This is a genomic window from Stenotrophomonas sp. KH_036_B (genome assembly GCF_057839485.1).
This window is the reverse complement of record NZ_CM174491.1, coordinates 1,533,119-1,554,505: the sequence shown is the minus strand read 5'-3', so window position 1 is coordinate 1,554,505 and position 21,387 is coordinate 1,533,119. Positions and strand designations below refer to the sequence as shown.

General features: G+C 66.2%; 18 protein-coding genes and 1 tRNA gene. 5 read left to right on the top strand and 14 right to left on the bottom strand.

Going from position 1 to position 21,387, the window contains the following annotated elements; genetic code table 11:
- Nucleotides 1–6 precede the first annotated feature (6 nt).
- Nucleotides 7–2,031 carry an excinuclease ABC subunit UvrB gene (gene uvrB, locus AC3ITN_RS07105; RefSeq protein WP_313348731.1) on the bottom strand — a complete coding sequence of 675 codons (2,025 nt, stop codon included), beginning with the start codon at nt 2,029–2,031 and terminating at the stop codon, nt 7–9.
- Between the two features lie 149 nt (nt 2,032–2,180).
- On the opposite strand from uvrB, the gene AC3ITN_RS07100 reads away from it, so the two are divergent.
- Nucleotides 2,181–2,717: a GspH/FimT family pseudopilin gene (locus AC3ITN_RS07100; RefSeq protein WP_489392480.1), complete on the top strand. Its 537-nt coding sequence runs from the start codon at nt 2,181–2,183 to the stop codon at nt 2,715–2,717.
- 45 nt (nt 2,718–2,762) lie between these two features.
- Here the strand turns inward: AC3ITN_RS07100 and AC3ITN_RS07095 are convergent.
- The 11 genes from AC3ITN_RS07095 to grxD all read right to left on the bottom strand — a co-directional run bounded on the left by AC3ITN_RS07095 (nt 2,763) and on the right by grxD (nt 16,462).
- Nucleotides 2,763–2,839 (bottom strand) — tRNA-Asn (locus AC3ITN_RS07095).
- A gap of 53 nt (nt 2,840–2,892) precedes the next feature.
- A complete protein-coding gene (locus AC3ITN_RS07090) occupies nt 2,893–3,288 on the bottom strand; it encodes a type IV pilin protein (protein WP_489392885.1) in 396 nt (131 codons plus the stop codon).
- A 41-nt stretch (nt 3,289–3,329) separates the two neighbouring features.
- Entirely contained in the window at nt 3,330–7,091 is a 3,762-nt protein-coding gene (locus AC3ITN_RS07085) for a pilus assembly protein (protein WP_489392479.1), read from the bottom strand.
- Between the two features lie 11 nt (nt 7,092–7,102).
- Nucleotides 7,103–7,630, bottom strand: a complete 528-nt coding sequence (locus tag AC3ITN_RS07080; RefSeq protein WP_489392478.1) for a pilus assembly PilX family protein — start codon at nt 7,628–7,630, stop codon at nt 7,103–7,105.
- 2 nt (nt 7,631–7,632) lie between these two features.
- Entirely contained in the window at nt 7,633–8,778 is a 1,146-nt protein-coding gene (locus AC3ITN_RS07075) for a PilW family protein (RefSeq protein WP_489392477.1), read from the bottom strand.
- Nucleotides 8,779–8,789: 11 nt separating this feature from the next.
- On the bottom strand, nt 8,790–9,266 hold the full coding sequence (gene pilV, locus AC3ITN_RS07070; RefSeq protein ID WP_489392476.1) for a type IV pilus modification protein PilV: 477 nt from the start codon (nt 9,264–9,266) through the stop codon (nt 8,790–8,792).
- Nucleotides 9,263–9,775 (bottom strand): GspH/FimT family pseudopilin, encoded by a 513-nt coding sequence (locus AC3ITN_RS07065; RefSeq protein WP_489392475.1) that lies wholly within the window; start codon nt 9,773–9,775, stop codon nt 9,263–9,265. The genes pilV and AC3ITN_RS07065 overlap by 4 nt, the downstream gene beginning before the upstream one ends.
- Before the next feature lie 165 nt (nt 9,776–9,940).
- Complete coding sequence (gene ppnN / locus AC3ITN_RS07060) at nt 9,941–11,329, bottom strand: nucleotide 5'-monophosphate nucleosidase PpnN (RefSeq protein ID WP_489392474.1); 1,389 nt, start codon at nt 11,327–11,329, stop codon at nt 9,941–9,943.
- Nucleotides 11,330–11,764: 435 nt separating this feature from the next.
- Nucleotides 11,765–15,025, bottom strand: coding sequence for a TonB-dependent receptor (locus AC3ITN_RS07055; RefSeq protein ID WP_489392473.1), 3,261 nt, complete (start codon nt 15,023–15,025; stop codon nt 11,765–11,767).
- Between the two features lie 376 nt (nt 15,026–15,401).
- Complete coding sequence (locus AC3ITN_RS07050; protein WP_489392472.1) at nt 15,402–16,145, bottom strand: SDR family NAD(P)-dependent oxidoreductase; 744 nt, start codon at nt 16,143–16,145, stop codon at nt 15,402–15,404.
- The gene (grxD, locus tag AC3ITN_RS07045) at nt 16,142–16,462 is read right to left on the bottom strand and encodes a Grx4 family monothiol glutaredoxin (RefSeq protein ID WP_313348872.1); all 321 of its coding nucleotides are present in this window, start codon (nt 16,460–16,462) and stop codon (nt 16,142–16,144) included. Before grxD ends, AC3ITN_RS07050 begins: the two co-directional genes overlap by 4 nt.
- Before the next feature lie 119 nt (nt 16,463–16,581).
- Between grxD and AC3ITN_RS07040 the strand changes: the two genes are divergently transcribed.
- Nucleotides 16,582–17,160: a superoxide dismutase gene (locus AC3ITN_RS07040; protein ID WP_489392471.1), complete on the top strand. Its 579-nt coding sequence runs from the start codon at nt 16,582–16,584 to the stop codon at nt 17,158–17,160.
- Between the two features lie 51 nt (nt 17,161–17,211).
- Here the strand turns inward: AC3ITN_RS07040 and AC3ITN_RS07035 are convergent, their stop codons facing one another.
- Both AC3ITN_RS07035 and purE read right to left on the bottom strand, forming a co-directional pair.
- Nucleotides 17,212–18,360 (bottom strand): 5-(carboxyamino)imidazole ribonucleotide synthase, encoded by a 1,149-nt coding sequence (locus AC3ITN_RS07035; RefSeq protein ID WP_489392470.1) that lies wholly within the window; start codon nt 18,358–18,360, stop codon nt 17,212–17,214.
- Complete coding sequence (gene purE, locus AC3ITN_RS07030) at nt 18,357–18,860, bottom strand: 5-(carboxyamino)imidazole ribonucleotide mutase (RefSeq protein WP_313348880.1); 504 nt, start codon at nt 18,858–18,860, stop codon at nt 18,357–18,359. Before purE ends, AC3ITN_RS07035 begins: the two co-directional genes overlap by 4 nt.
- 59 nt (nt 18,861–18,919) lie before the next feature.
- Here purE and AC3ITN_RS07025 point away from each other — a divergent pair, with 59 nt between their 5' ends.
- The 3 genes from AC3ITN_RS07025 to AC3ITN_RS07015 all read left to right on the top strand — a co-directional run bounded on the left by AC3ITN_RS07025 (nt 18,920) and on the right by AC3ITN_RS07015 (nt 21,302).
- On the top strand, nt 18,920–19,189 hold the full coding sequence (locus AC3ITN_RS07025) for a Trm112 family protein (protein ID WP_313348883.1): 270 nt from the start codon (nt 18,920–18,922) through the stop codon (nt 19,187–19,189).
- Nucleotides 19,186–20,040 carry a carboxylating nicotinate-nucleotide diphosphorylase gene (gene nadC / locus AC3ITN_RS07020; RefSeq protein WP_313348886.1) on the top strand — a complete coding sequence of 285 codons (855 nt, stop codon included), beginning with the start codon at nt 19,186–19,188 and terminating at the stop codon, nt 20,038–20,040. The genes AC3ITN_RS07025 and nadC overlap by 4 nt, the downstream gene beginning before the upstream one ends.
- Before the next feature lie 152 nt (nt 20,041–20,192).
- Nucleotides 20,193–21,302 carry a DUF2272 domain-containing protein gene (locus tag AC3ITN_RS07015; protein WP_489392469.1) on the top strand — a complete coding sequence of 370 codons (1,110 nt, stop codon included), beginning with the start codon at nt 20,193–20,195 and terminating at the stop codon, nt 21,300–21,302.
- Nucleotides 21,303–21,387 lie beyond the last annotated feature (85 nt).

The window sequence follows — 21,387 nt, the reverse complement described above, 5'->3', positions numbered from 1 at the left end:
TGTTGTTCAGCCCAGGCTGGCCTCCTTCAGCTGGCGGATCTGGTCACGCACGCGCGCGGCATCCTCGAACTCCAGGTCGCGGGCGTGCTGGTACATCTTCTGCTCCAGCGCCTGCAGGCGCTTGGCGATCTGGGCCGGTTCGAGGGTGCGGTAATCCACCGCTTCCTCCGCGACACGACCGCCCTTGCCCTTCCCTTTGCCACGCGCTTCCTTCTCGGCCGCGTCCGAGCGCGCACCTTCCAGAACATCGGTGATCGGGCGCAGCACCGACTTGGGCACGATGCCGTGCGCGGTGTTGTACTCGACCTGCTTGGCGCGACGGCGGTCGGTTTCATCGATCGCCGCCTGCATGGAGCGCGTCATCTTGTCCGCATACAGGATCGCCTTGCCACGCAGGTTGCGTGCGGCGCGACCGATGGTCTGGATCAGCGAACCGGTTGAACGCAGGAAGCCTTCCTTGTCGGCATCGAGGATCGCCACCAGCGACACCTCGGGCATGTCCAGGCCTTCGCGCAGCAGGTTGATGCCCACCAGCACATCGAACTTGCCCAGGCGCAGGTCGCGGATGATCTCCACGCGCTCGACGGTGTCGATGTCCGAGTGCAGGTAACGCACGCGGATACCGTGCTCGGTGAGGTATTCGGTGAGGTTCTCGGCCATGCGCTTGGTCAGCGTGGTGACCAGCACGCGGTCGCCGAGCTTGATGCGCTCGTTGACCTCGCTCATCAGGTCATCGACCTGGGTGCCCACCGGGCGGATCTCCACCACCGGATCGATCAGGCCGGTCGGGCGCACCACCAGTTCGGTGATCTCGTCGGCCGCCTCGCGCAGCTCGTACGGGCCGGGCGTTGCCGACACATAGATGCTGCGCGGACACCGCGCCTCCCACTCCTCGAACCGCAGCGGACGGTTGTCCAGTGCCGACGGCAGCCGGAAGCCGAATTCCACCAGGGTTTCCTTGCGCGAGCGGTCGCCCTTGAACATCGCGCCGATCTGCGGAATGGTCACGTGCGATTCGTCGATGACCAGCAGCGCGTCCGGCGGCAGGTAGTCGAACAGGGTCGGCGGCGGCTCGCCCGGGGCCTTGCCGGTCAGGTGCCGCGAGTAGTTTTCGATGCCGTTGCAGAACCCCACTTCGGCCATCATCTCCAGGTCGAACTGGGTGCGCTGCGCCAGGCGCTGCGCTTCCACCAGTTTGTTCTGTTCGTACAGCTGCTCCAGCCGCACCTTGAGCTCGGCCTTGATGGTGTCCACCGCCGACAGCACGCGCTCACGGGTGGTGGCGTAGTGGGTCTTGGGATACACGGTATAGCGCTGCAGGCGGCGCAGGCTCTCGCCGGTGAGCGGGTCGAACATGCTGATCTGCTCGACCTCGCCGTCGAACAGCTCGATGCGCACCGCCTCGCTGTCCGATTCGGCCGGGAAGATGTCGATCACCTCGCCACGCACGCGGAACGTGCCGCGGTGCAGCTCGTACTCGTTGCGCGTGTACTGCAGCTGGGTGAGGTGGTTGATCAGGTCGCGCTGGTCGATGCGCTCGCCGGTGGACAGGATCAGGCGCAGCGACAGATAGTCTTCGGGCGCGCCGAGGCCATAGATGGCCGACACGGTGGCCACCACGATGGCGTCCGGCCGCGACAGCAGCGTCTTCGTTGCCGCCAGACGCATCTGCTCGATGTGTTCGTTGATCGAACTGTCCTTCTCGATGAAGGTGTCCGACGACGGCACGTAGGCTTCGGGCTGGTAGTAGTCGTAATAGCTGACGAAGTACTCGACCGCGTTGTTGGGGAAGAACGACTTGAACTCGCCATACAGCTGCGCGGCCAGCGTCTTGTTCGGCGCCATCACCAGCGTGGGCTTCTGCACCCGCTGGATCACGTTGGCGATGGTGTAGGTCTTGCCCGAGCCGGTCACGCCGAGCAGCGTCTGCTTGGCGACGCCGGACTCGAAATTGGCCGTCAGCTTCTCGATCGCCGCCGGCTGGTCACCCGCCGGGGAATACGGAGATACAAGTTCGAAGCGATCGCTCATGGTGCCGCCATTGACCGGGCCTTCCATTATACCGGGGGCTTGGGTGACGGCCGGCTGAGGGGCTGCCCTACCCTGCGCGGCGGCACAGGCCGATGGGCGCGCGCGTGCCGGGGCGGCACGGTGGTGCTTTCCGCCAAGGATCGCCGCACATGCGCCTGACCCGCCCGCCATCGGCCCTGCGCGGCTGGACACTGCTGGAACTCACCGTCGTCCTGGCGATGGTCGCGCTGCTCTGCGCCCTCGCCCTTCCTTCGTTCAGCGACGCCGTGAGCCGACTGCGCGCGGACATGCTGCGGATGCAGATGGTGTCGGTGTTCAACAGTGCGCGCAGCACGGCGATCACCCGGTTCCAGCCGATCGGGGTGTGCCCGAGCGACGATGGCCTGAGCTGCGCTGCGGACTGGAGCCGCGGCTGGATCATCCACCGGGACGACGGCGCGGGACCACCCGCGCTGGAGCCCGGCGACATCCTGCATTTCCGGCCGGGCTACCGGAAGGAGGCCCTGCAGGCGCGGGCCAGCCAGGGCCGGACGCGGCTGCGTTTCCAGGCCGACGGCCGTAGTAGTGGCAGCACCCTCACCGTGGACATCTGTGCCGGCGACGCCCTGCACAGCCAGGTGATCGTGAACAACGTCGGCCGGACCCGTTCGACCCGGGTGCGCGAGGCGACCGGGTGCCGCTGGTAAGCAGAAACGACAAAAGCCGCGATTGCTCGCGGCTTCTGCAGATACTGGCGCCCGAAGTTGGACTCGAACCAACGACCCCCTGATTAACAGTCAAGTGCTCTAACCGGCTGAGCTATTCGGGCGGGGACGCGAATTCTAGACGTTCATTCGTGGCGTTGCAACATCCGGGCGTCGCTTACCAGCAATCCAGCGCGCTGGTGTTGGCCGGGGTCTTCACCCCGGCCTGGTTCACGCTCATCGTGCCGCAGGGATCCTTGGCCTGGTCGCCCGCCGGCACCGCAGTGACGGTGAACGTCCTCGCGGTGGGGAGGATGGTGACCGTGTACATCGCCTTGCTGCCATCGCGCGGCGAGGAAATGCTGGTGGCACCGTTCTCGGTGAACTTGAAGTTCGTGTAGCTGTTGTTGAGCGTGTACCAGCGCTCGGCCCGCTGTGCGTACTCCACCATTTCCGCCTTGGCCGCGGCGCGCTTGGACTTGCGCACCTGGTTGGTATACGACGGATAGGCGATGGCAGAGAGCACCGCGATCACCGCCACCGTGATCATGAGCTCGATCAGGGTGAAGCCCATGACCTTGCGCGGCCCGCGCGCCCTCAATGAGGAAAGGTTGCTCACTGAATCTGCCTCCACGATTGGCGACCACACGGATAGGGAACGTAGATGATGTCGGGGCCGTTGGGATAGCCCATGACGCAGCCGATCGTCGGCGGATCCGGCGGACCACCACCGCCGCCACCGCCACCACCACCACCACCACCGCCACCGCCGCCGCCGCCACTACCCAGCGAGGGAGGCGACTGGCGCGGCAGTGCGAATGGCGTGTTGTTGAGCACCGGCGCACTGCCTGTGCCCTTGTTCTTCAGGCCTGCCGTGCCGACCGCAAACCCGGTTCCGCCGGGCGAATTCAAGGTGGCGCGTCCCAGCGCCCCTTCACCGGTGAGCGGGGTCAGGGCGAAGAACCAGTTGATGCCCGTCGCCGCGCAGCCACCTGTGGTAGAGGGCTGAGGTGCGTACGTGGAGATTGCGACGATACCGTTGGACAGCGAAGGATTACCGACAACGCGCTCACTGAGGCCATCGGCGGCAGTACTCACCGGCAGGTCGACGTACCAGCCCCGCGCGTTCGCCGGCGTGGTGCCGGCCACCAGTGTGCGCTGGTCACCCGAGGTCGTGACGGTGCGCCCGGCAAGATTGCTGCGGGTCACGGTACTGGTCACCGCGGCGACGTTCGTATCGTTGATCGCATAGATGCTCTGCATCGAGTTGGCTTTGATCACATCCTCGTTGAACGAGAAGCTGCCGGTGCCGAAGTACAGCATCACACCGCCATTGCTGCCACTGCCGGCGGTGATACCGCCCGTGATCGGCTGGCGCACGGCGAGGCCATTGTCAACGGACGGAAGGCTGGTGAACAACGGCATGGTCGGCGCCTTCATGTCGCGCAGGTCGAACTTCCATACCGCGCCCTTCTGATCGGTACCGTAAACAGTGTCCGAAATACCGTCGCGGGAGCGCACGCTCTGATCGGTACCGCCCCAGCGATCGATCACCACGATACTGCCCAGGCCGTTGGTGCCGGAGGGAACGCCGTTGCCGGTTTCGACGGCCTCGATCATGGTCGAGGTACCGCTCTCGATATCGACAACGAACAGCACCGCCTTGCCGCTGGCGCTGTTGTAGCCATTACCGAAGATCGCCTTCCAGGAGACCGCATTGCCCACCTTGACCGGCACGATCACCGGCTTGGCCAGGACATGGCCGATGTTGGCACGCACGGCCGCCGGCAGATTGGTATCGAGGTCGCTGATTTCCCACAGCTTCTTGAAGGTGTTGTTGGTGCTCACGTCCAGGCCGAACACACCGCGCCCACCGGCACCGGAAGCGCCCACCAGGGTGGTATGCCAGGCAGTGCCGTAATAGGTGTCGCCGACAGCGATCTGCCCGTCCACGTAGTAGCGGTGCTGGAACTTCTGGGAGTTCTTCTTGTCCGCCTCGGCGCGGAACAGCAGGTTGCCCATGTGCCCGAGCGCGGTATTGGGGATGTAGGCGTAGGCTTCGCTGCCGCCACCGGCCACCGTCTCGCCCGCCGCGTTCATGCCGCCGTTGAAGGCGTGCAGCATGCCGTCGTTGGCACCGACGTAGACCATGTAGTTGGACTGGTTTGCCTTGGTTGTCAGGTACGCCGCGTAGGAGGTTCTGAGCGCAGCGTCGGCAAGGCTGCGGTACCCATAATCATCGGTCGGCGAGCTGATGAACGGCGTGGACGTGACGATGTCACCCAACCGGGTGGTACGGTCGCGCAACTTGCCACCATTGCGCACTTCCCCGGAGGTATCGCCGCGAAGGTAGTTGACTGCCGAGGCCGCCGTCACGCCGAGGGCGGTCAGTTCGGTGGTGGCATTGCAGATCGACTTGCCCGGGTACTGCGACGGCTGCGCGCACACGTCGTCCAGCGTCACGTTGCCGGAGGTGAACTCGCGGGTCGTGCCGTTCTTGGTGAAGTAGATCTTGCGCGCGGTAGCGCTTGGCAGCTGCGCACTGGCCTCCCAGAACGGGGTCTGTACCAGCGCCCGCGTATCCGGATTGATCGACAGCTTCGTGGCCGAAAGCTTGCCGAACCAGTCGGTGCCCTCGTTGGTGAACTCATAGTAAGGGGCGACCGTCAGGGACCCCGCACCGATGCGCGCACCGCTGAAGCCGGTGCCGCCCGACGGTGAGGAACCGGCGGTCACCGCCGAGAGCACGCGGCGCATGGCGTCGGTGATCTCGGCCGGCGTGCGGGCGTTGATGTACTCACCGCGGGTATTGACGGCGGCATGCCAGATGTCGTCAACGGTACTGCGCGCGTCGTCTTCCCACTCCGGCCAGTTGCTGTAGATCGCCGGGGTGGTATATGCGTTCTGCGGGTTGTCCGGGTTGTACAGGTTGCCCCGCGCGCCCAAGGTCACGCCGTAGAAATTCAGGTGAAGATTGGTCTGGCAGTCCAACTGCACGTCAGGCGTACCGGTCTTGCACGCGGCCGGCACCGGCACCTGGCCCGCCGTCAGGTCAGGGCGGAGCGGCGGTAGGCCGTTGATGTTGTTGTAGTACTTCGAGACGATGTCGGCCATGGTGTCAGGGTTGCCGTCCGAGAACGGCGCGCCCATGCCCTGGTCCTGGTGGCCCACCGTCTTGGTACCTTGGTTGCTGAAGCCGTCGGTGAACAGCATCACCGCATTCTTCTGGCAGATCTCCAGCACGGGTCCGGCGGCGTCGGTGCGCGCGAACTGCTGCGTGGCCGAATACACGGCCTGGCGGTTGGGCGTACCGCCAGTGGCGGGCAGGGCCAGCATTTCATCGAACAGCGCCTTGCGCTCGGCGTCGTTGCTCAGCTTCCGCATGGCCAGGCGCTTGGCGGTGGTGTCGTAACTGCCGTGCTGGTTGATGCGGAAGTAGCCAACGCGCAGATTGGCGACGTTCGACAGCGAGCGCGTCATGCCCGCAATCATCGCGCGGTTGCGGTTGCCGTAGTAGGTGAACCATACGGCGAAGTTCTTCGAGCCCGCGTCTTCATTGTTGGCAGGAAGCGTGTACTTCCACATCGCACAGCCAGTGCCGCATGCATTGTTCACCCGAACACGCGTCGCGTTCGCGTACGCATTCGTGCCGTTGAGCTGCGGGAAGGGATCACCATCGGCAACGTACTTGACGAAGAACGTCGCGGGCCAGTACTCGACGCGCACGTTGGCCGCATTCTGGCCCCACGTTCCCCCATTGCGGTACTCCGTGCCGTTGACATAGGCGCCCGCCTGGATTGTCATGCCCTTCTGCATGCGGAAGGTTTCGGTTCCGTAATAGTTGCTGGTCAGGTTGACCCTTGCGTCGCTTCCACCTGGCTTGGGATCGATCCGGGCTTCCGACGGTTTGTATTCGGTGAAGAACTCATTCTTGTCATCCTTCCACGGCTCGTACTTCACCGCCGGATTGAAGTACGTCGGGTTGTACTGCGCGGAGCGCGCGAAGCCAAGCGAATCGAGCGGGGGCAGCCCATAGTAGTTGCCGTTGATGCGCGCACCCGGCATCACGTAGAAGTAGTCGCAGCTGTTATTGGTGCCGGCCGTATACAGCGCCCCGTTGGCGTCGAAGAAGCTCAGCCGGCTGGTATTCCAGCAGCCCTCACCGTCCTGGCCCGGGAACTGGGTCTGGAAGGTCATCGAGCCGGAATCATCCACCGCCATGATGAAAGCCGGTGTGGAGTCCGCAGGAACGTTGAGGGGCTTCTGGGCAAGTGTGCCCTGCCCCTGCGCGGCAATCAGGTTGTAGCCGACAAATGCCAGGCCAACTACAGCTACCGCCGAACCGGCGGCCGTCCACTTGAATCTGCGCGAAGCCATGGCCGCGTTCCTCAGAGCTTGAAAATGGTGTCGATCACCGACGACGACGTCGGGTTTGCCGGGTCGTCGGCGGAGTACGCGGTGATCTGGAAGGTGGCCGTCGCCTTGTCCAACGGCAGGCCCTGGTCGAATGAATTGCCACCGGGGCCACCGCACTGGTCGATCTGGCGGACGTTGACTGCCGGTGCGGCTGCACCTGCCTTGGCCAGATCCCTGCCCCACTTGACCGGGTCGAAGCCGTCTTCACAGTTCTGGCTGATGCTGCCCGCGTCGGAGACGAGGCTGCCATCGACCGGCTTCTTGCGGTCAGTGAGCGCTTCCACGGCGCTTTCGGTATTGCGCACCGCGCCTTCGGTGTTCTGGAAGGAACGACTGGCGGCCCGGTAGTTGGAGGCCATTTTTTCCTGCATGCCGGCGACCTGCATACCGGCCACGCCGATCAGGGCAAGCAGCAGCAACATGATCAACGCCACGTACAGCACGGCACCGCGCTGGTGGCGGTGTGGCAGGGAAGGGCGGAAGTGCGGCGAACGGTTCATGATCAGTTCCCGAACAGACGATTGCGCAGGGCCACGCTCACTTCATAGGCGGTGCGATAGCGCCCATCGGTGACGGCATCCTGGTTGTAGGTCATGCCCAGCACGCCCAGCTTGGCGGCAGCGTCGGTGGGCTTGGAGTTGGCATTGGTGCCGGTACGGTCGGCGCTGCGGGCCACCAGGCCGACCTGGACCAGGCCGACGCGGCGCCACTCGCCGGCGCCGGTGGCATTGGTCGCCGTGGAAACGCTGGAGGCGACGTTCTGCACGGTGATGTTGCCCACCGGCGGGGTGGCGCCGCTGACCACCGCCGTGGTGTCCTGCCCGTACATCAGCTGCAGGTTCTCGATGCCCTCCACCAGTTCCTCGTTGATGGCATAGACGCCCGCCGAATTGGCTCGCGCGCGGCGCAGGCCCGGCCCATTGGTGCCGGCGCCGATGTAATAGACCATCGATTCGGCACGGTAGAGCAAGGTGGGTTCCGGCTGCGGCGCGTAGCGGGTGAGATCCACCGTACCCGCCGTGATCTTGTCGGCGGCCAGGGTACCGGCAAACACATCCACGTTCTCGCAGTTGCCGATGCCGAACAGCGTCGGGGTGGCGACGCCCCCTTCGCTCAGACGCGTCGCGCGGTCCGTCGCCACCGTCACCACCTGGCCGCTGATCGCCGTGACCGGCACGCCTTCCGGCGCCAGGAAGCGCAGCACCAGCACATCGCTGCCTGCCATCGGCGCGGGGTTCAGGCCGCTGATGGACGCCGGCAGGCCGGCCGGCACGGTGCCGTTGCCCACATTGAGCGTGCCCGTGGGCCCGGTGCCCGCCGCCTCATAGCCTTGGATGGCCACACTGAAGTCCAGCGGACTACCGCTGCCGGTGGCTGCGACAAGATTGTTCTTCGGCGATCCGGTGCCTTTGACGAAATGGGCCTGGTCGTTGACACAGCCCATGTGCCCGGCCATGCGAATGTCGCGCTCAAGGAAGTCCAGCGCGAAGCGGCCGTTTTCCTGTGCGCGGGCCACGCCTTCGGAGAGACGCGATGCCGAATGGGACGCGATGAAGACCTGGGTGATGCCCAGCATGAGGATCAGGCCGATGACCAGCGCGATCATCAGTTCGATCAGGGACAGACCTGCCTGGCGGGTACGGAACATGCGCGGGCCTTTCATAGCTGGGTGCGGATTTCGAAGGTGGTGGCAGCGTCCGGCGCGGTCTTGCTCCAGCGCTCGTCGGCCCAGCTGATGGATACGTTGGCCACGCCGCCGCTCACGGTGACCGTCGCGGAGGCGTTGTCGCCCAGCGCCTTGACCACCTGGCACTGCCAACGGGTGATGTTCTGGTCCAGGGTCACCGTACTGATCGGCCGGGCGCACACGCCCGTCGCGGTCTTGGACCCTGAAGCAAACGTGGCGTTGCTGTACCACTCCGACTGGAAGCGGTTGCTGCGCATCTGTTCGGTCAGGTCGTACGCCAGGTTGGTCGCCTGGGTGCGGTAGTTCGCGCTTTGCACGTAGCGGACGTTCATGGTCTGCAGGAGCGCGAAACCGAGCAGGCCGAACGCCAGGACGACAACGGCGACCAGTACTTCGAGCAGACTGAAGCCGCGCTGGCGTCCGCGCGGACGATAGGTGTTACGGCTCATTGGCACGCTCCCTTGACGGTGGTTACCTGGCCGGAGGCATTGATGGTCATGGTGCTCTTAAGCAACTGGCCATCGCACTTCACCGGACGCAGCGTGACCTGCTGGTCGCCGCCGTTGCGGCGACGCCCGCGACCGTCAAAGGCGATCATGGCGTTGGGGCCGGTCACGACGAGGGCGCTGTTGATCGCGCTGTAGCGCAGCACGGTCTCGGTGTTGCTGTAGGCCGCGTCACCATTGGTGTCGCTGAAGGCCAGCATGCCCACGTCCCACTTACCGTCGCAGCTGGTACCGGTACTGCTGCCGCACACGGCACCGCCTTGGTTGTTGCGGATCGCGTCGCTGCGGGCCAGGTTGACCAAGCCGATCAGCTCGTTGTGGGCAGTGGCTATCCGGTTGGAACGGATCAGGCTCTGGAAATTCGGGAAGGCGATGGCAGCCACCACCCCGACCACCACGACGGTGACCATGAGTTCGATCAGTGTGAAGCCCTTGGACAGGCGTGCAGACATGGGACGCTCCCCAGCGTGATGACACGAACAATGGACGCCCTGCCGCCCGGCGGCAAGCGACAGCAGGACGAACGGTCGCCCGGAGGCGACGGGCGTCAAACCGTTGACACCCGTACGGTTGAAAGGGGGCGGCGGCGGGCTCCCCGCCCGCCCCGCCCCACCTGCTTAGGCCAGCACCCGGTAGCAGGGCTGGTATTCGCCGGAGATCTTCATCCGGCGCTGCTCAACGAAGCCGCGCAGCAGTTCGTCCAGGGCCTGCATCATGTCGGCGTCGCCATGGATCTCGAACGGCCCGAACTCCTCGATGCGGCGCATGCCGTCTTCCTTCACGTTGCCGGCCACGATGCCGGAGAAGGCACGGCGCAGATCGGCCGCCAGGGCGTAAGGCGGACGCCCGTGGTGCAGGTCCAGCGCGGCCATCGCCTCGTGCGTCGGCACGAACGGCTGCTGGTACTCCCACGGAATCTCGATCGACCAGTTGAAGAAGAACGAGTCCTTCTGCACCAGGCGGTGCTCGCGCACGCGCTTGATGCCAGCCGACATCTGCCGGGCCACGGCCACCGGGTCGCCGATGATGATCTGGTAGCGCTCCGCGGCGGCATCGCCCAGGGTCAGGCGGATGAAGCGGTCGATCTGCTCGAAGTACGGCGCGGCCACGGTCGGGCCGGTCAGGATCAGCGGGAACGGCAGGTCCTTGTTTTCCTCGCGCAGCAGGATGCCGAGCAGGTACAGGATCTCCTCGGCGGTGCCCACGCCGCCGGCGAACACGATGATGCCGTGGCCGATGCGCACGAACGCCTCGAGACGCTTCTCGATGTCCGGCATGATCACCAGGTGGTTCACGATCGGGTTCGGCGATTCGGCGGCGATGATGCCCGGCTCGGTCAGGCCGATGTAGCGCGTGGTGTGCTTGCGCTGCTTGGCATGGGCGATGGTGGCGCCCTTCATCGGGCCCTTCATCGCGCCCGGGCCGCAGCCGGTGCAGATGTCCAGCCCGCGCAGGCCCAGCTCGTAGCCCACCTGCTTGGTGTACAGGTATTCGTCGCGACCGATCGAATGGCCGCCCCAGCACACCACCAGGTTCGGGTCGCCCGGGTTGAGGATGCGCGCGTTGCGCAGCAGGCCGAACACCGCATTGGTGATGCCTTCGGACGACTCCAGCTCGGCCGCGTAGGCCGGGCCCATCTCGATGGCCATGTAGGCCAGGTCGCGCACGACCGCGAACAGCAGCTCGGCCACGCCGCGGATGATCTCGCCATCCACGAAGGCCATCGCCGGGGCGTTCACCAGATCGATGCGGACGCCACGGTCCTGCTGGGCGACCTGGATGTCAAAATCCGGGTAGAGATCGCGCGCCGCGCGCGGATCGTCGGAGGCGCTGCCACTAGTGAGCACCGCCAGCGCGCAGCGCCGCAGCAGCTCATGCATGCCACCGCCGGAGGCGTCGCGCAGGCGCGCAACCTCGGCCCGGGACAGCACATCCAGCCCACCGCGCGGGTAGATCCGCGCGTCCTGCACCGGCAGCGTCCGCGCCGGCTTTTCAGTGATCGTCATTTCCATTCTTTTCGCTTCCTCAAGGTTGCCGACTTTACCGCTGCCCCCTTAAAAAGCAAAACGGCCGGGAAACCCGACCGTTGGATGCGTTTCTGCGCTGGCAGGCCGTTTCGGGCTGCAGCGGTGCGCGGTGATGGGCGCAACCAAAGAAGCATACAGGGTCCGACACGCGAGAGGTAGTGCCGGCCGCTGGCCGGCGCCTCGGGAATGGCGGGATCATGCGGAGCCGGCCAGCCGCCGGCACTACCGGACACGCACGATGCGGGGAGCCGGCCAGCGGCCGGCACTACCGGGCACGCACGATGCGCGGAGCCGGCCAGCGGCCGGCACTACCGGGCACGCACGATGCGGGGAGCCCGCTAGCGGCCGGCGCGCGGCAAAAAAAAACGGCCGGGTTTCCCCGGCCGTTTTCAGTCAAGCATCAAGTCCGATGGATCAGAACTTGTACTTCAGGGTCAGCTGCATCGACCAGCGCGACACGCCGGTGTTGCCCTTGTCGTTGTTGTTTTCCTGGATCGACGGGGTATCGGTGGTACCGGTGAAGTTGTAGATGTACTTGCCGGTTGCCGGGTCGATACCTGCGTAGCTGGCCACGCGGGCGGTCGAGTTGAAGCCGTAATCGTTGATGCGGCCCCACTTCTTATTGATCAGGTTGCCGACATTCATGATGTCCAGCGCCAGCTCACCCTTGTGCTCCTTCATGAAGCCCGGGAACTCCTGCGAGATACGCATATCGAAGGTGTTCACGAAGCCGGTGCGGAAGGCGTTGGCCGGGGCGATCTGGCCCTGGTACGCCGCCAGTTCCGGATTGTTCTTCAGCCAGGCGAAGAACGACTGCTCCATTGCAGCGCCACCGGTCCACAGCACGTCACCCGCGCCGTTCGGCACGTAGAACAGGTCGTTGAAGTAGCCGGCACCCGAGGTGGAGGCGGCATCGCCGTTCATGTCGTTGTAGTAGATGTAGCTGAACGGACGACCCGAACGGCCTTCATAGAACAGGCCCACGCTGGTGTTGTAGTCGCCGAAGAACGCCTTCTTCCAGTTCAGCGAGGCGGTGACGCGGTCCTTGATCGCGTAGCGCGAGTCATACGCCACGTTCTCGTTGGCGGTCCCGATCAGGGTGCTGCCCCAGTTGGAGGTGTTCTGCGAGCTGGTCAGCGGGCTGACTTCGCTCGATGCGGTGTAGGTGTAAGCCAGCGACCAGCCCCAGTTTTCCATCAGCGGCTTGTTCAGGCCGACGGTGAACTGGCGGCCACTGCCCTTGTCCGTGTTGCGCATGAGCATCACGTCGCCCATGTCGCTCGGACGGTTGTTCTTGCCGTTGACCTGGCCCAGCGCCGTCGTCTGGCCCTGCTGCACCGAGTTGCGGTTGGCCGCAGTGGAGCGCAGGTAACCTGCGGCATTCCAGTACAGCTCGCGACCGTCCTGGCCGATGCGGGTAGCCGCAACGCCGTCCTGGTTGTACAGGTCCAGACGCTCGAAGTAGATGGCGTCGTTGACCTTGGTGTACAGGAACTCGGCCGATGCGACGATGCCGTACCACGGCAGCTCGGTATCGAAGGCCAGGTTGGTCTTCCACACCGACGGCAGCTTCAGGCCCGGCTCGGCGATGTCCACGTTCTGGCGCGCACCGGCACCGCTGGCCGGGATGTACGGCGGATCGACGTTCGGGGTGAAGAAGTTGGTGGTCGGGCTGTTTACCGTGTACTCGGTGTAGTTCAGACCGGTGTTCTGGTAGACGCCAGCCAGCCACACGTTCGGGGCAGCGCCGCCGAACAGGCCCACGCCGCCACGCAGCTGGGTCGGACGGTCGGTGTCGAAGGTGTAGTTCCAGCCGAAGCGCGGCTGCACCAGCTTGTCATCCGGCAGCACGGTGTTGTCGTACCCGTACAGGTCCATGATGCGCGGGTTGTACAGCTTCTGGCTGTCGAAGTCCGGCATGTCCACGCGGACACCGAACTGCAGGGTCAGGTTGCTGTTGACCGCCCAGCTGTCCTGCACGAACAGACCGGTGTTCTTCAGGTGGTACTTGGCCGGGATGTCATCGTAGCTGCCGCCCTCGCGCGGCGCGCGGACGATGTACTGGTTGATGCGGCCGGCCGCGAAATCGTTGAGGTTGTTGAACACGTACACGCCGTTGAGGTTACGGCCGTAGTAGTTCAGCAGGTCATTGTCGGTGTAGTCGAAGCCGAACTTCACGGTGTGGTCGCCGACGTACCAGGTAGCGGCACCAAACGCGGCCAGTTCCTTGGATTCCACGGCGTTGACGTGCGAGTTCTGCTCGGTACCGAAGTACAGCGAGTTGTTGGCAGTACCACCGAAGCCGCGCACCTGGATCTGCGGGAGATCCGAGTACGGGGTACGGATCGCCGAGTATTCGCGCTGCGACAGCTTGAACTCGGTCGAGAAGTTCTCGGACCAGTCACTGAACAGTTCGCCCATCCAGGACTCATAGGTCTTGGGCAGGTCGTACCAGAAGCTGCTCAGCGAGACGGCGCTGGTGCTGATCTGCGGGAAGCGGGCGACGGTCTGTTCCATCTTGTTGTAACGGATGGCAGCACGGTGGTTGTCGCTGATGTTCCAGTCGATCTTCAGCGCGTATTCTTCGATTTCGGTGTCGTTCGACGGCGCGCTCAGCGAACCGGCGTCGAAGCCATAACCGGTGGCGATCTGCTGCGCACGGGCGATGTCAGCGTCGGTGATGGTGCCCTTGCCGTACGGCGTGTCGGTCAGGCTGGTGCCCGGCGCCGAACGCTCCATCTTTTCGTAGTTGGCGAAGAAGAACAGCTTGTCCTTGATGATCGGGCCACCCAGGGTCATGCCGTAGGTCTTCTCGTCGTCGAAGCCGTTGAAGCGGACGCCTTCCAGCTCCTTGCGCACCATGTCCTTGTCGCGGTACGCGTAGTACACGGTGCCGCCGAAGTTGTTGGTACCCGACTTGGTCACCGCGTTGATCACCGCACCGGTGCCGCCAGCGATGGTGGTGTCGTAGTTGGCGACGTCGATGTTGATTTCCTGGATCGCATCCATCGACACCGGCTGACGCTCGGTCGGCAGGTTGTTGGATTCCAGGCCGAACGGGTCGCCGGCGCCGATGCCGTCGATGCGGATGGCGTTGTAGCGGGTGTTCTGGCCACCGACCGAGATCGCGCCGTCCGCCTTGCTGACCTGCGAGATGCGCGGGTCGAGGCGGATGTAGTCCTGGATGTTGCGGTTGGCCGACGGCAGCGAGTCAATGGTCTCGCGGGTGACGTTCGAGCCGGTGCCCATCTTGTAGGCGCTGAACACGTCCGAACCACCGGCCACGGCCACGACCTGCACGGCATCGAGATTGGTGGCGGCGACGTCGCCGGCCAGGTTGGCATTGATGGTGTTGACCTGATTCAGGTTCAGGTAGACACCTTCTTCGGTCTTGGTGCCTTCACCGGCCTTGTTGATGGTGATCGTGTACGGACCACCTACGCGCAGACCGCGTGCGGCGTAACGGCCGGACGCATCGGTGGTGGCACGGCTGACGGTGCCCGACTCGGTGTGCGTGATGGTGACTTCGGCACCAGCCACAGGCGCACCTGCGGAAGACGTGACCTGGCCGCCGACACCGGCAGAGGTGCTCTGGGCGAAGGCGGGAGCGGCTGCAAGAGCGGCCACGAGACCAAGGGTGAGCTTGGACATCCGAAGATAGCGCGGGTGGGTCATTGGGAAGTAGCCTCGATGCGAGTTGGCGATGGCGGAAAAAAAACGCGCCCAAGCAGCCATTCAGGCGGCTGTCTGGACTTTTATCTGGGTTCCCTTGCCGCAGGCTGGTTTCAGCCGCAACGGTTAACACTAGATTAACACGATAAGCCCGCTATATGACCGTTTGGAGACAAAACACACGCCACCACAACGCGATCGTGACAAGAACTTCACATTTGGCTGAATGGAGGTGTCGGGCGGGTTGGCGGGCCGTTCAGGTGCCGAGGCGTCCGGAGCGCCGGACCACCGGTCGTCGGACATGGACAGGCAGCCGGGCATGGCCCGGCGCTACGGCCAGGGTGCGTCGAAAGGATGGGGCTGCTGCGTTGCGCGCGTATTACGCCAGGTCGAGGATCTGGCCGCGATGGGCTGCGCCGTCAGGCGACAGCAGCTGTACGGCCGCCGCCGCACACAGGACCGGATCGCGGGCGGTGCCATCCTCGTCCAGCGAGAAGGCCCGGGCCCGCAGGGCGGTGCGCATCGGGCCGGGGTGCAGCCCACTGACCCGCACCGGGGTGCGGGCGAGCTCGTCATGCAGCGCGCTGATCAGTCCGCGCAGGCCGTGCTGGGCCGCGCCGTAGCCGCCCCAGTAGGCCTTCCCTACCTTGGCCGGATCGTCCACCGTGAACACCAGCGCGGCATCGTCGCGCTGGCGCAGCAGTGGCAGGCATGCCTGCGCCAGCCACGCCGGGGCGGTCAGGTTGACGTGCACGGCGCGGGCGAACGCGGCCGGATCGGCCAGTTCAAACGGGGTCAGGCCGGCGAAATCGGCGGCGCAGTACAGCACGCCGTCCAGCCGGCCCAGTTCGGACTGCAGGCGCTCGGCCAGGGTGGCGTAGTCGTCCGGGGTGGCGCCTTCCAGGTCCAGCGGGTACAGCAGCGGCTCCGGCCCGGCGGCTTCCACGGCCGTATACACGCGGTCCAGTCGGCGCGGTTTCCGCCCGAGCAGGACCACCGTGGCACCGGCGGCCGCGCACGCGATGGCCGCGGCGCTGCCGAAGCCGCCCCCGGCCCCTGCAATAAGAATGACGCGATCGGCCAGCGATCCGGTCCCGACCACGACGGACGGGACCGCACTCATGGCTGGGAGGCCTCTTCCACGATCCGCTTGAGTTCGCCGGACTCGAACAGCTCCAGCACGATGTCGCAGCCGCCGATCAGTTCGCCGTGGATGAACAGCTGCGGGAAGGTCGGCAGATTGGAGAAGCGCGGTAGGTTGGCGCGGATCTCCGGTTCTTCCAGCACGTTGACGGTGCGCAGCGCGACGGCACCGGCGGCCATCAGGGCCTGCACGGCGCGGCTGGAGAAACCACACATGGGGTACTGCGGGGTGCCCTTCATGAACAACACGAGGGGGTAACGTTCCACTTCGGTCTGGATCTGCTGCATCACCGGCACCACGACTCTCCCTGCAATGGGAACAACCCGGCCCCGCCGGTCGGATAGACTTCCCTACACGGCCATTGTAATCCTACTGGCCCTGCCTCCGGCGCCCCGTCTCCAGCCCGCAGCGACCCATGCCCCTCGAATTGCCCCGCCTGCCCTACGACCGCACTGCCCTGCAGCCCCATCTCTCGGCGCCCGCGCTGGACCTGCACCTGGCCCGGCACCGCGCCTGCGCGGAGGCGGTAAACGCCCGCACCGAGGGCACCGACCTGGCCGACCTGGCGCTGGACGAGATCGTGCGGCAAAGCCAGGGCAGCCTGTTCGACATGGCCGCGCAGGCCTGGAACCACGGCTTCTATTGGCAGTGCCTGCATCCGCGCGGTGGCGGCGACCCGGCGGGCCCGCTGGGCGAACTGGCCGGCCGCCATTTCGGCGATGGCAAGCGGCTGCGCGAGGAATTCGACCGGGTGGCGCTGGCGGTGTTCGGTTCCGGCTGGGTGTGGCTGGTGCAGCACCCCAACGGCGCGCTGGCGATCCAGTCCACGCGCAACGCAGGCACGCCGCTGACCGGGCAAAGCACCCCGCTGCTGGGCTGCAACGTGTGGGAACACGCGTATTACACCGACTACCAGAACGCACGCGGGCGCTACCTGGAGGCGTTCTGGAAGATCGTCAACTGGGACTTCGTGGCGGCGCAATTGCGCGATTGAAGCGCGTACCGACCAACGGTCGGTACCTACCGTCGGTCGTGACACCTCCGATCAACCGCGTAGCGTGGTCACCGCGGGCGCAACCTGCCCCGCTCGGCCCAACTGCCCGCCCACCGCCTCCAACGCCGTGGCCAGCGTGGCCGCATCGTCATCGCGCAGGGTGGCGTGACCGACCTTGCGGCCGTCGCGCGGCTGTTTGCCGTAGTCGTGCCAGTGGCCACTGGCCTGCGCAAGCACGCCGCTGGCATCGGGCATCGCGCCGATCCAGTTGAGCATGCAGGCATGGCCGAGCATGCGCGTGTCACCCAGCGGCAGGCCGAGCACCGCGCGCAGGTGGTTCTCGAACTGCGAGGTTTCGCTGCCTTCGATGGTCCAGTGGCCGGAGTTGTGCACGCGCGGCGCCATCTCGTTGGCCAGCAGCACGTCGCCGCGGCAGAACAGCTCCAGCGCGAATACGCCCACATAGTCCAGGCGCTCGGCCAGGGTGCGCGCGTAACCGATCGCTGCCGCGTACTGTGCCTCGGGCAACCGCGCCGGTGCCAGGCTGGCCGAGAGCACGCCGTCCACATGCCAGTTGCCGGTGACCGGCCAGGCACGGAACTCGCCCTCCTGCCCGCGCACGGCGACCACGCTGACTTCGCGATCGAAGGCGACGAATCCCTCCAGGATCAGGCCAGTGCGTTCAACCTGCTCACCCAGCGCGGCCCACGCGGCGTCGATGTCGGCCTCGCTGCGCAGGCGGAACTGCCCCTTGCCGTCGTAGCCGAAGCGGCGGGTCTTGAGAATGCACGGCAGACCGAACTCGCCCACCTTGGCAGCAAGGTCATCGCGGCTGCCGATGTCGGCGAACGGCGGCAACGGAATGCCCAGCGCCTGGAACAGGGTCTTCTCGCTCAGCCGGTCCTGCGCCACGGCCAGCGCATCTGGATTGGGATACACCGGAACCCGCTCGGCCAGGAACTGCGCGCTGCGCGCCGGTACGTTCTCGAAATCGAAGGTCACCACGTCCACGCGCGCGGCAAACGCCGCCAGCGCCGCCTCGTCCTCGAACGCAGCCACCTGCAGCGGCGCAAGCTGCCCACCGCAGGCGTCAGCCGCCGGGTCGAACAGCTCGAAGCGCAGCCCCATCGGGGCACCGGCCAGTACCATCATGCGGGCGAGCTGGCCGCCGCCCAGAATGCCAACGGTACGCACACTCATTGACGCGGGTCGTCGTGGGCCATGACGTCTTCGGTCTGGCGGGCGCGGAAGGCGTCCAGCGCCTGGCCGATGGCGGGCTGTTCCGGACCCAGCATGGCGGCGGCGAACAACGCGGCATTGGAGGCACCGGCATTGCCGATGGCGAAGGTCGCCACCGGGATGCCGGCCGGCATCTGCACGATCGACAGCAGCGAGTCCATGCCGTTGAGGGCCTTGGACTGCACCGGCACGCCGAGCACCGGCACGGCGGTCTTGGCGGCGATCATGCCGGGCAGGTGCGCGGCGCCGCCGGCACCGGCGATGATGGCGCGCAGGCCACGCGGGCCCGCCTGTTCGGCGTAGGTGAACAGCACGTCGGGCGTGCGATGCGCCGACACCACTTTCACTTCGTAGGGAACACCGAGCGCGTCCAGCTTCTGCGCCGCGTGCTGCATGGTCTCCCAGTCGGAGCGGGAACCCATGACGATGCCGACAAGCGGCGCGGATTGGTTGAGGGTCATTGGCCGTCACCTGCCTTAAAGACGTATTCTAGCCGCCTTCCACGCAAGACGAAGAATTCATGGATCGCAAGCTGATCGACCTGCTGTGCTCGCCCGACACCCGCCAGCCCCTGTCCCTGCTCGACGCCCGGGGCCTGGATGCGCTCAACCGCGCCATCGGCGCCGGTGCCGTGGTCAAGGCCGACGGCAGCGCCCAGGCCCAGACCCTGCGCGAGGCGTTGCTGACCCGCGACCGCAAGCAGGTGTTCCGCGTCGACGACGGCATTCCGGTGCTGCTGGCCGAGGAGGCCATCGCCACCGCACAGATCGCCGATTTCCCGGAAAAATGAGCGCTGCCCCGCTGACGGCCCCGGCGGCCAGCCAGGTCCAGGCCGACGTGGCCCGCGCCCTGGCCGAGGACATCGGCAGCGGCGACGTGACCGCCGCCCTGCTCCCGGACCGGCCTGACCGTGCCTACCTGCTGTGCAAGCAGGACGCGGTGATCGCCGGCCGGCCATGGTTCGACGCCACGCACCAGGCGCTGGATCCGGAGGTGCGCATCGACTGGCGCGTGGCAGAAGGCGACGCCGTCAGCGCCGGCACGGTGCTGGCGATCCTGCACGGCCGCAACCGCAGCCTGGTCAGCGCCGAGCGCACCTCGCTCAATTTCCTGCAGACCCTGTCGGGCACGGCCACCACCACGGCGCGCCATGTCGCCGCCGTGGCCGGCACCGGCACCCGCATCCTGGACACCCGCAAGACCCTGCCGGGCCTGCGCGTGGCGCAGAAGTACGCCGTGCGGTGCGGCGGCGGCGACAACCACCGCCAGGGCCTGTTCGACACGGTGATGCTCAAGGAGAACCACATCCGCGCCGCCGGCTCACTGACCGCAGCGGTGCATGCCGCCCGCGCGCAGTGGCCGCAGTTGCCGCTGGTGGTGGAAGTGGAAGACCTGGTCCAGTTGCGCGAAGCACTGGCGGTGGGCTGCGATCGCATCCTGATCGACGACTTCGATCCGGCGATGCGCCGCGAGGCGGTCACCATCGCCGCCGGACGCATCCCGCTGGAAGTGTCCGGCAGCGTCGACCTGGCCGGCCTGCGCGCCATTGCCGAGGACGGGGTGGACTGCATCTCCATCGGCGGCCTGACCAAGCATGTGCAGGCGATCGATCTGTCCCTGAAGCTGGGCGACCCGCCCTGAGCGACGCTCGCCGGCTCCGTATCGACCAACGGGCGATACGTGCCGGGCGGTAGCGCACGACCGTTGGTCGTGCGGCGCCCCAAGGCGGCGATTTCACGGTGCCCCCCGACCGGCTCTGCGAGGCTTTGCTTGCCCCCCTCCGGACACCGCGCATGCGCCCCCTGCTCCTGCTCGCCTGCCTTTCACCCCTGGCCACCCTGCTGTTGCCGGCCACCGCAGCCGCCGCCGAAGTCTGCGACATCCCGCCGCGCTACGGCCTCAGCCCGCTGGCGGTGAGCATCGTACGCACCGCCTGCAACGAGCATCGGCTGTGGTACCGCCCCTTCATTGACGGTGAAGGACGCGCCGCCAACCTCGGCGTCAGCGAGGCCGAACGCGAGTACCTGGCCGACAACGGCATGGTCGCGTGGCAACGCGTCGTGGGTTACTGGCGCGACAGCGGCACCCTCGGGCCGATGGGCAGCCAGCCCGGTGCGTCCAGCTGCATGGAGCCCTTTGGCACGCGCTACACCGACAGCGACTGCCGGGCGTTCCTGATCGACAACCCGTGGTCGGCCGCCTTCATCTCCTGGGTGATGACCCGTGCCGGCGTACCCGGCTTTACCCGTTCGCCGCGCCACATCGACTACATCCGCGCGGCGTACCAGAACACCGGCCCGTACCGGATGAGCGACCCGGCCCAGGAAAAGCCCGCCCCGGGCGACCTGCTCTGCTACCTGCGCGACCGCAGCGAAACGCTGAGCTACGCCGGGCTGGTGCAGCAGCTCAGCGGCGGCAAAGTGGCCAACTGGAAGTCGCACTGCGAAGTGGTGATCGCGGCCAACATGGGCGGTGACCACACGCTGTACCTGATCGGCGGCAACGTCATGAACACGGTGGCGATGCGCAAGCTGTCGCTGGACCGGAATGGCCGCATCCAACTGCCGCCGGCCCGCTCCAGCGATCCCTATGACGTCGGCTGTACGCCCGGACGCGAAGACGAGTGCAACTTCAACCGCCAGGACTGGGCGGCGTTGTTGAAGCTGGTGGCGACCACGCCGTTTGTGCCCATGTCCGATTCCACACCGCCTCCCGCATCGGGAACCGCACCGCCACCGCCACCGGCGCCCGCACAGCCGGGCGTGCCGGCCACCCGCCCCCTGCAGCAACCGACCTTCCCGCGCGTTGTCCCACCAAGGCCACCGCAGCCGCAGTCGCCTCCGTCGCAACAGCCGCAGCAACCACCTCCGCCCCAGCAGCAGGACGTACCGCCGCGCACGTGATTGCTGTCACGAGCAACGTGCCCCCCGCTTGATCCGCAGCCGGTTCGTCGCCATGTTGGGGGTTCCTGACCACGATGCCGCGCGA

Excerpts from the sequence above, each read along its gene's own strand:
- AC3ITN_RS07075 (WP_489392477.1), bottom strand. The coding sequence starts at position 8,778 with ATGTTCCGTACCCGCCAGGCAGGTCTGTCCCTGATCGAACTGATGATC.
- AC3ITN_RS07040 (WP_489392471.1), top strand. The coding sequence starts at position 16,582 with ATGCCCCTCGAATTGCCCCGCCTGCCCTACGACCGCACTGCCCTGCAG.
- AC3ITN_RS07055 (WP_489392473.1), bottom strand. The coding sequence starts at position 15,025 with ATGACCCACCCGCGCTATCTTCGGATGTCCAAGCTCACCCTTGGTCTC.
- AC3ITN_RS07100 (WP_489392480.1), top strand. The coding sequence starts at position 2,181 with ATGCGCCTGACCCGCCCGCCATCGGCCCTGCGCGGCTGGACACTGCTG.
- purE (WP_313348880.1), bottom strand. The coding sequence starts at position 18,860 with ATGACCCTCAACCAATCCGCGCCGCTTGTCGGCATCGTCATGGGTTCC.
- uvrB (WP_313348731.1), bottom strand. The coding sequence starts at position 2,031 with ATGAGCGATCGCTTCGAACTTGTATCTCCGTATTCCCCGGCGGGTGAC.
- AC3ITN_RS07025 (WP_313348883.1), top strand. The coding sequence starts at position 18,920 with ATGGATCGCAAGCTGATCGACCTGCTGTGCTCGCCCGACACCCGCCAG.
- AC3ITN_RS07085 (WP_489392479.1), bottom strand. The coding sequence starts at position 7,091 with ATGGCTTCGCGCAGATTCAAGTGGACGGCCGCCGGTTCGGCGGTAGCT.
- nadC (WP_313348886.1), top strand. The coding sequence starts at position 19,186 with ATGAGCGCTGCCCCGCTGACGGCCCCGGCGGCCAGCCAGGTCCAGGCC.
- AC3ITN_RS07080 (WP_489392478.1), bottom strand. The coding sequence starts at position 7,630 with ATGAACCGTTCGCCGCACTTCCGCCCTTCCCTGCCACACCGCCACCAG.
- AC3ITN_RS07050 (WP_489392472.1), bottom strand. The coding sequence starts at position 16,145 with ATGAGTGCGGTCCCGTCCGTCGTGGTCGGGACCGGATCGCTGGCCGAT.
- pilV (WP_489392476.1), bottom strand. The coding sequence starts at position 9,266 with ATGAGCCGTAACACCTATCGTCCGCGCGGACGCCAGCGCGGCTTCAGT.
- ppnN (WP_489392474.1), bottom strand. The coding sequence starts at position 11,329 with ATGACGATCACTGAAAAGCCGGCGCGGACGCTGCCGGTGCAGGACGCG.
- AC3ITN_RS07065 (WP_489392475.1), bottom strand. The coding sequence starts at position 9,775 with ATGTCTGCACGCCTGTCCAAGGGCTTCACACTGATCGAACTCATGGTC.
- AC3ITN_RS07090 (WP_489392885.1), bottom strand. The coding sequence starts at position 3,288 with ATGGGCTTCACCCTGATCGAGCTCATGATCACGGTGGCGGTGATCGCG.
- AC3ITN_RS07015 (WP_489392469.1), top strand. The coding sequence starts at position 20,193 with ATGCGCCCCCTGCTCCTGCTCGCCTGCCTTTCACCCCTGGCCACCCTG.
- AC3ITN_RS07035 (WP_489392470.1), bottom strand. The coding sequence starts at position 18,360 with ATGAGTGTGCGTACCGTTGGCATTCTGGGCGGCGGCCAGCTCGCCCGC.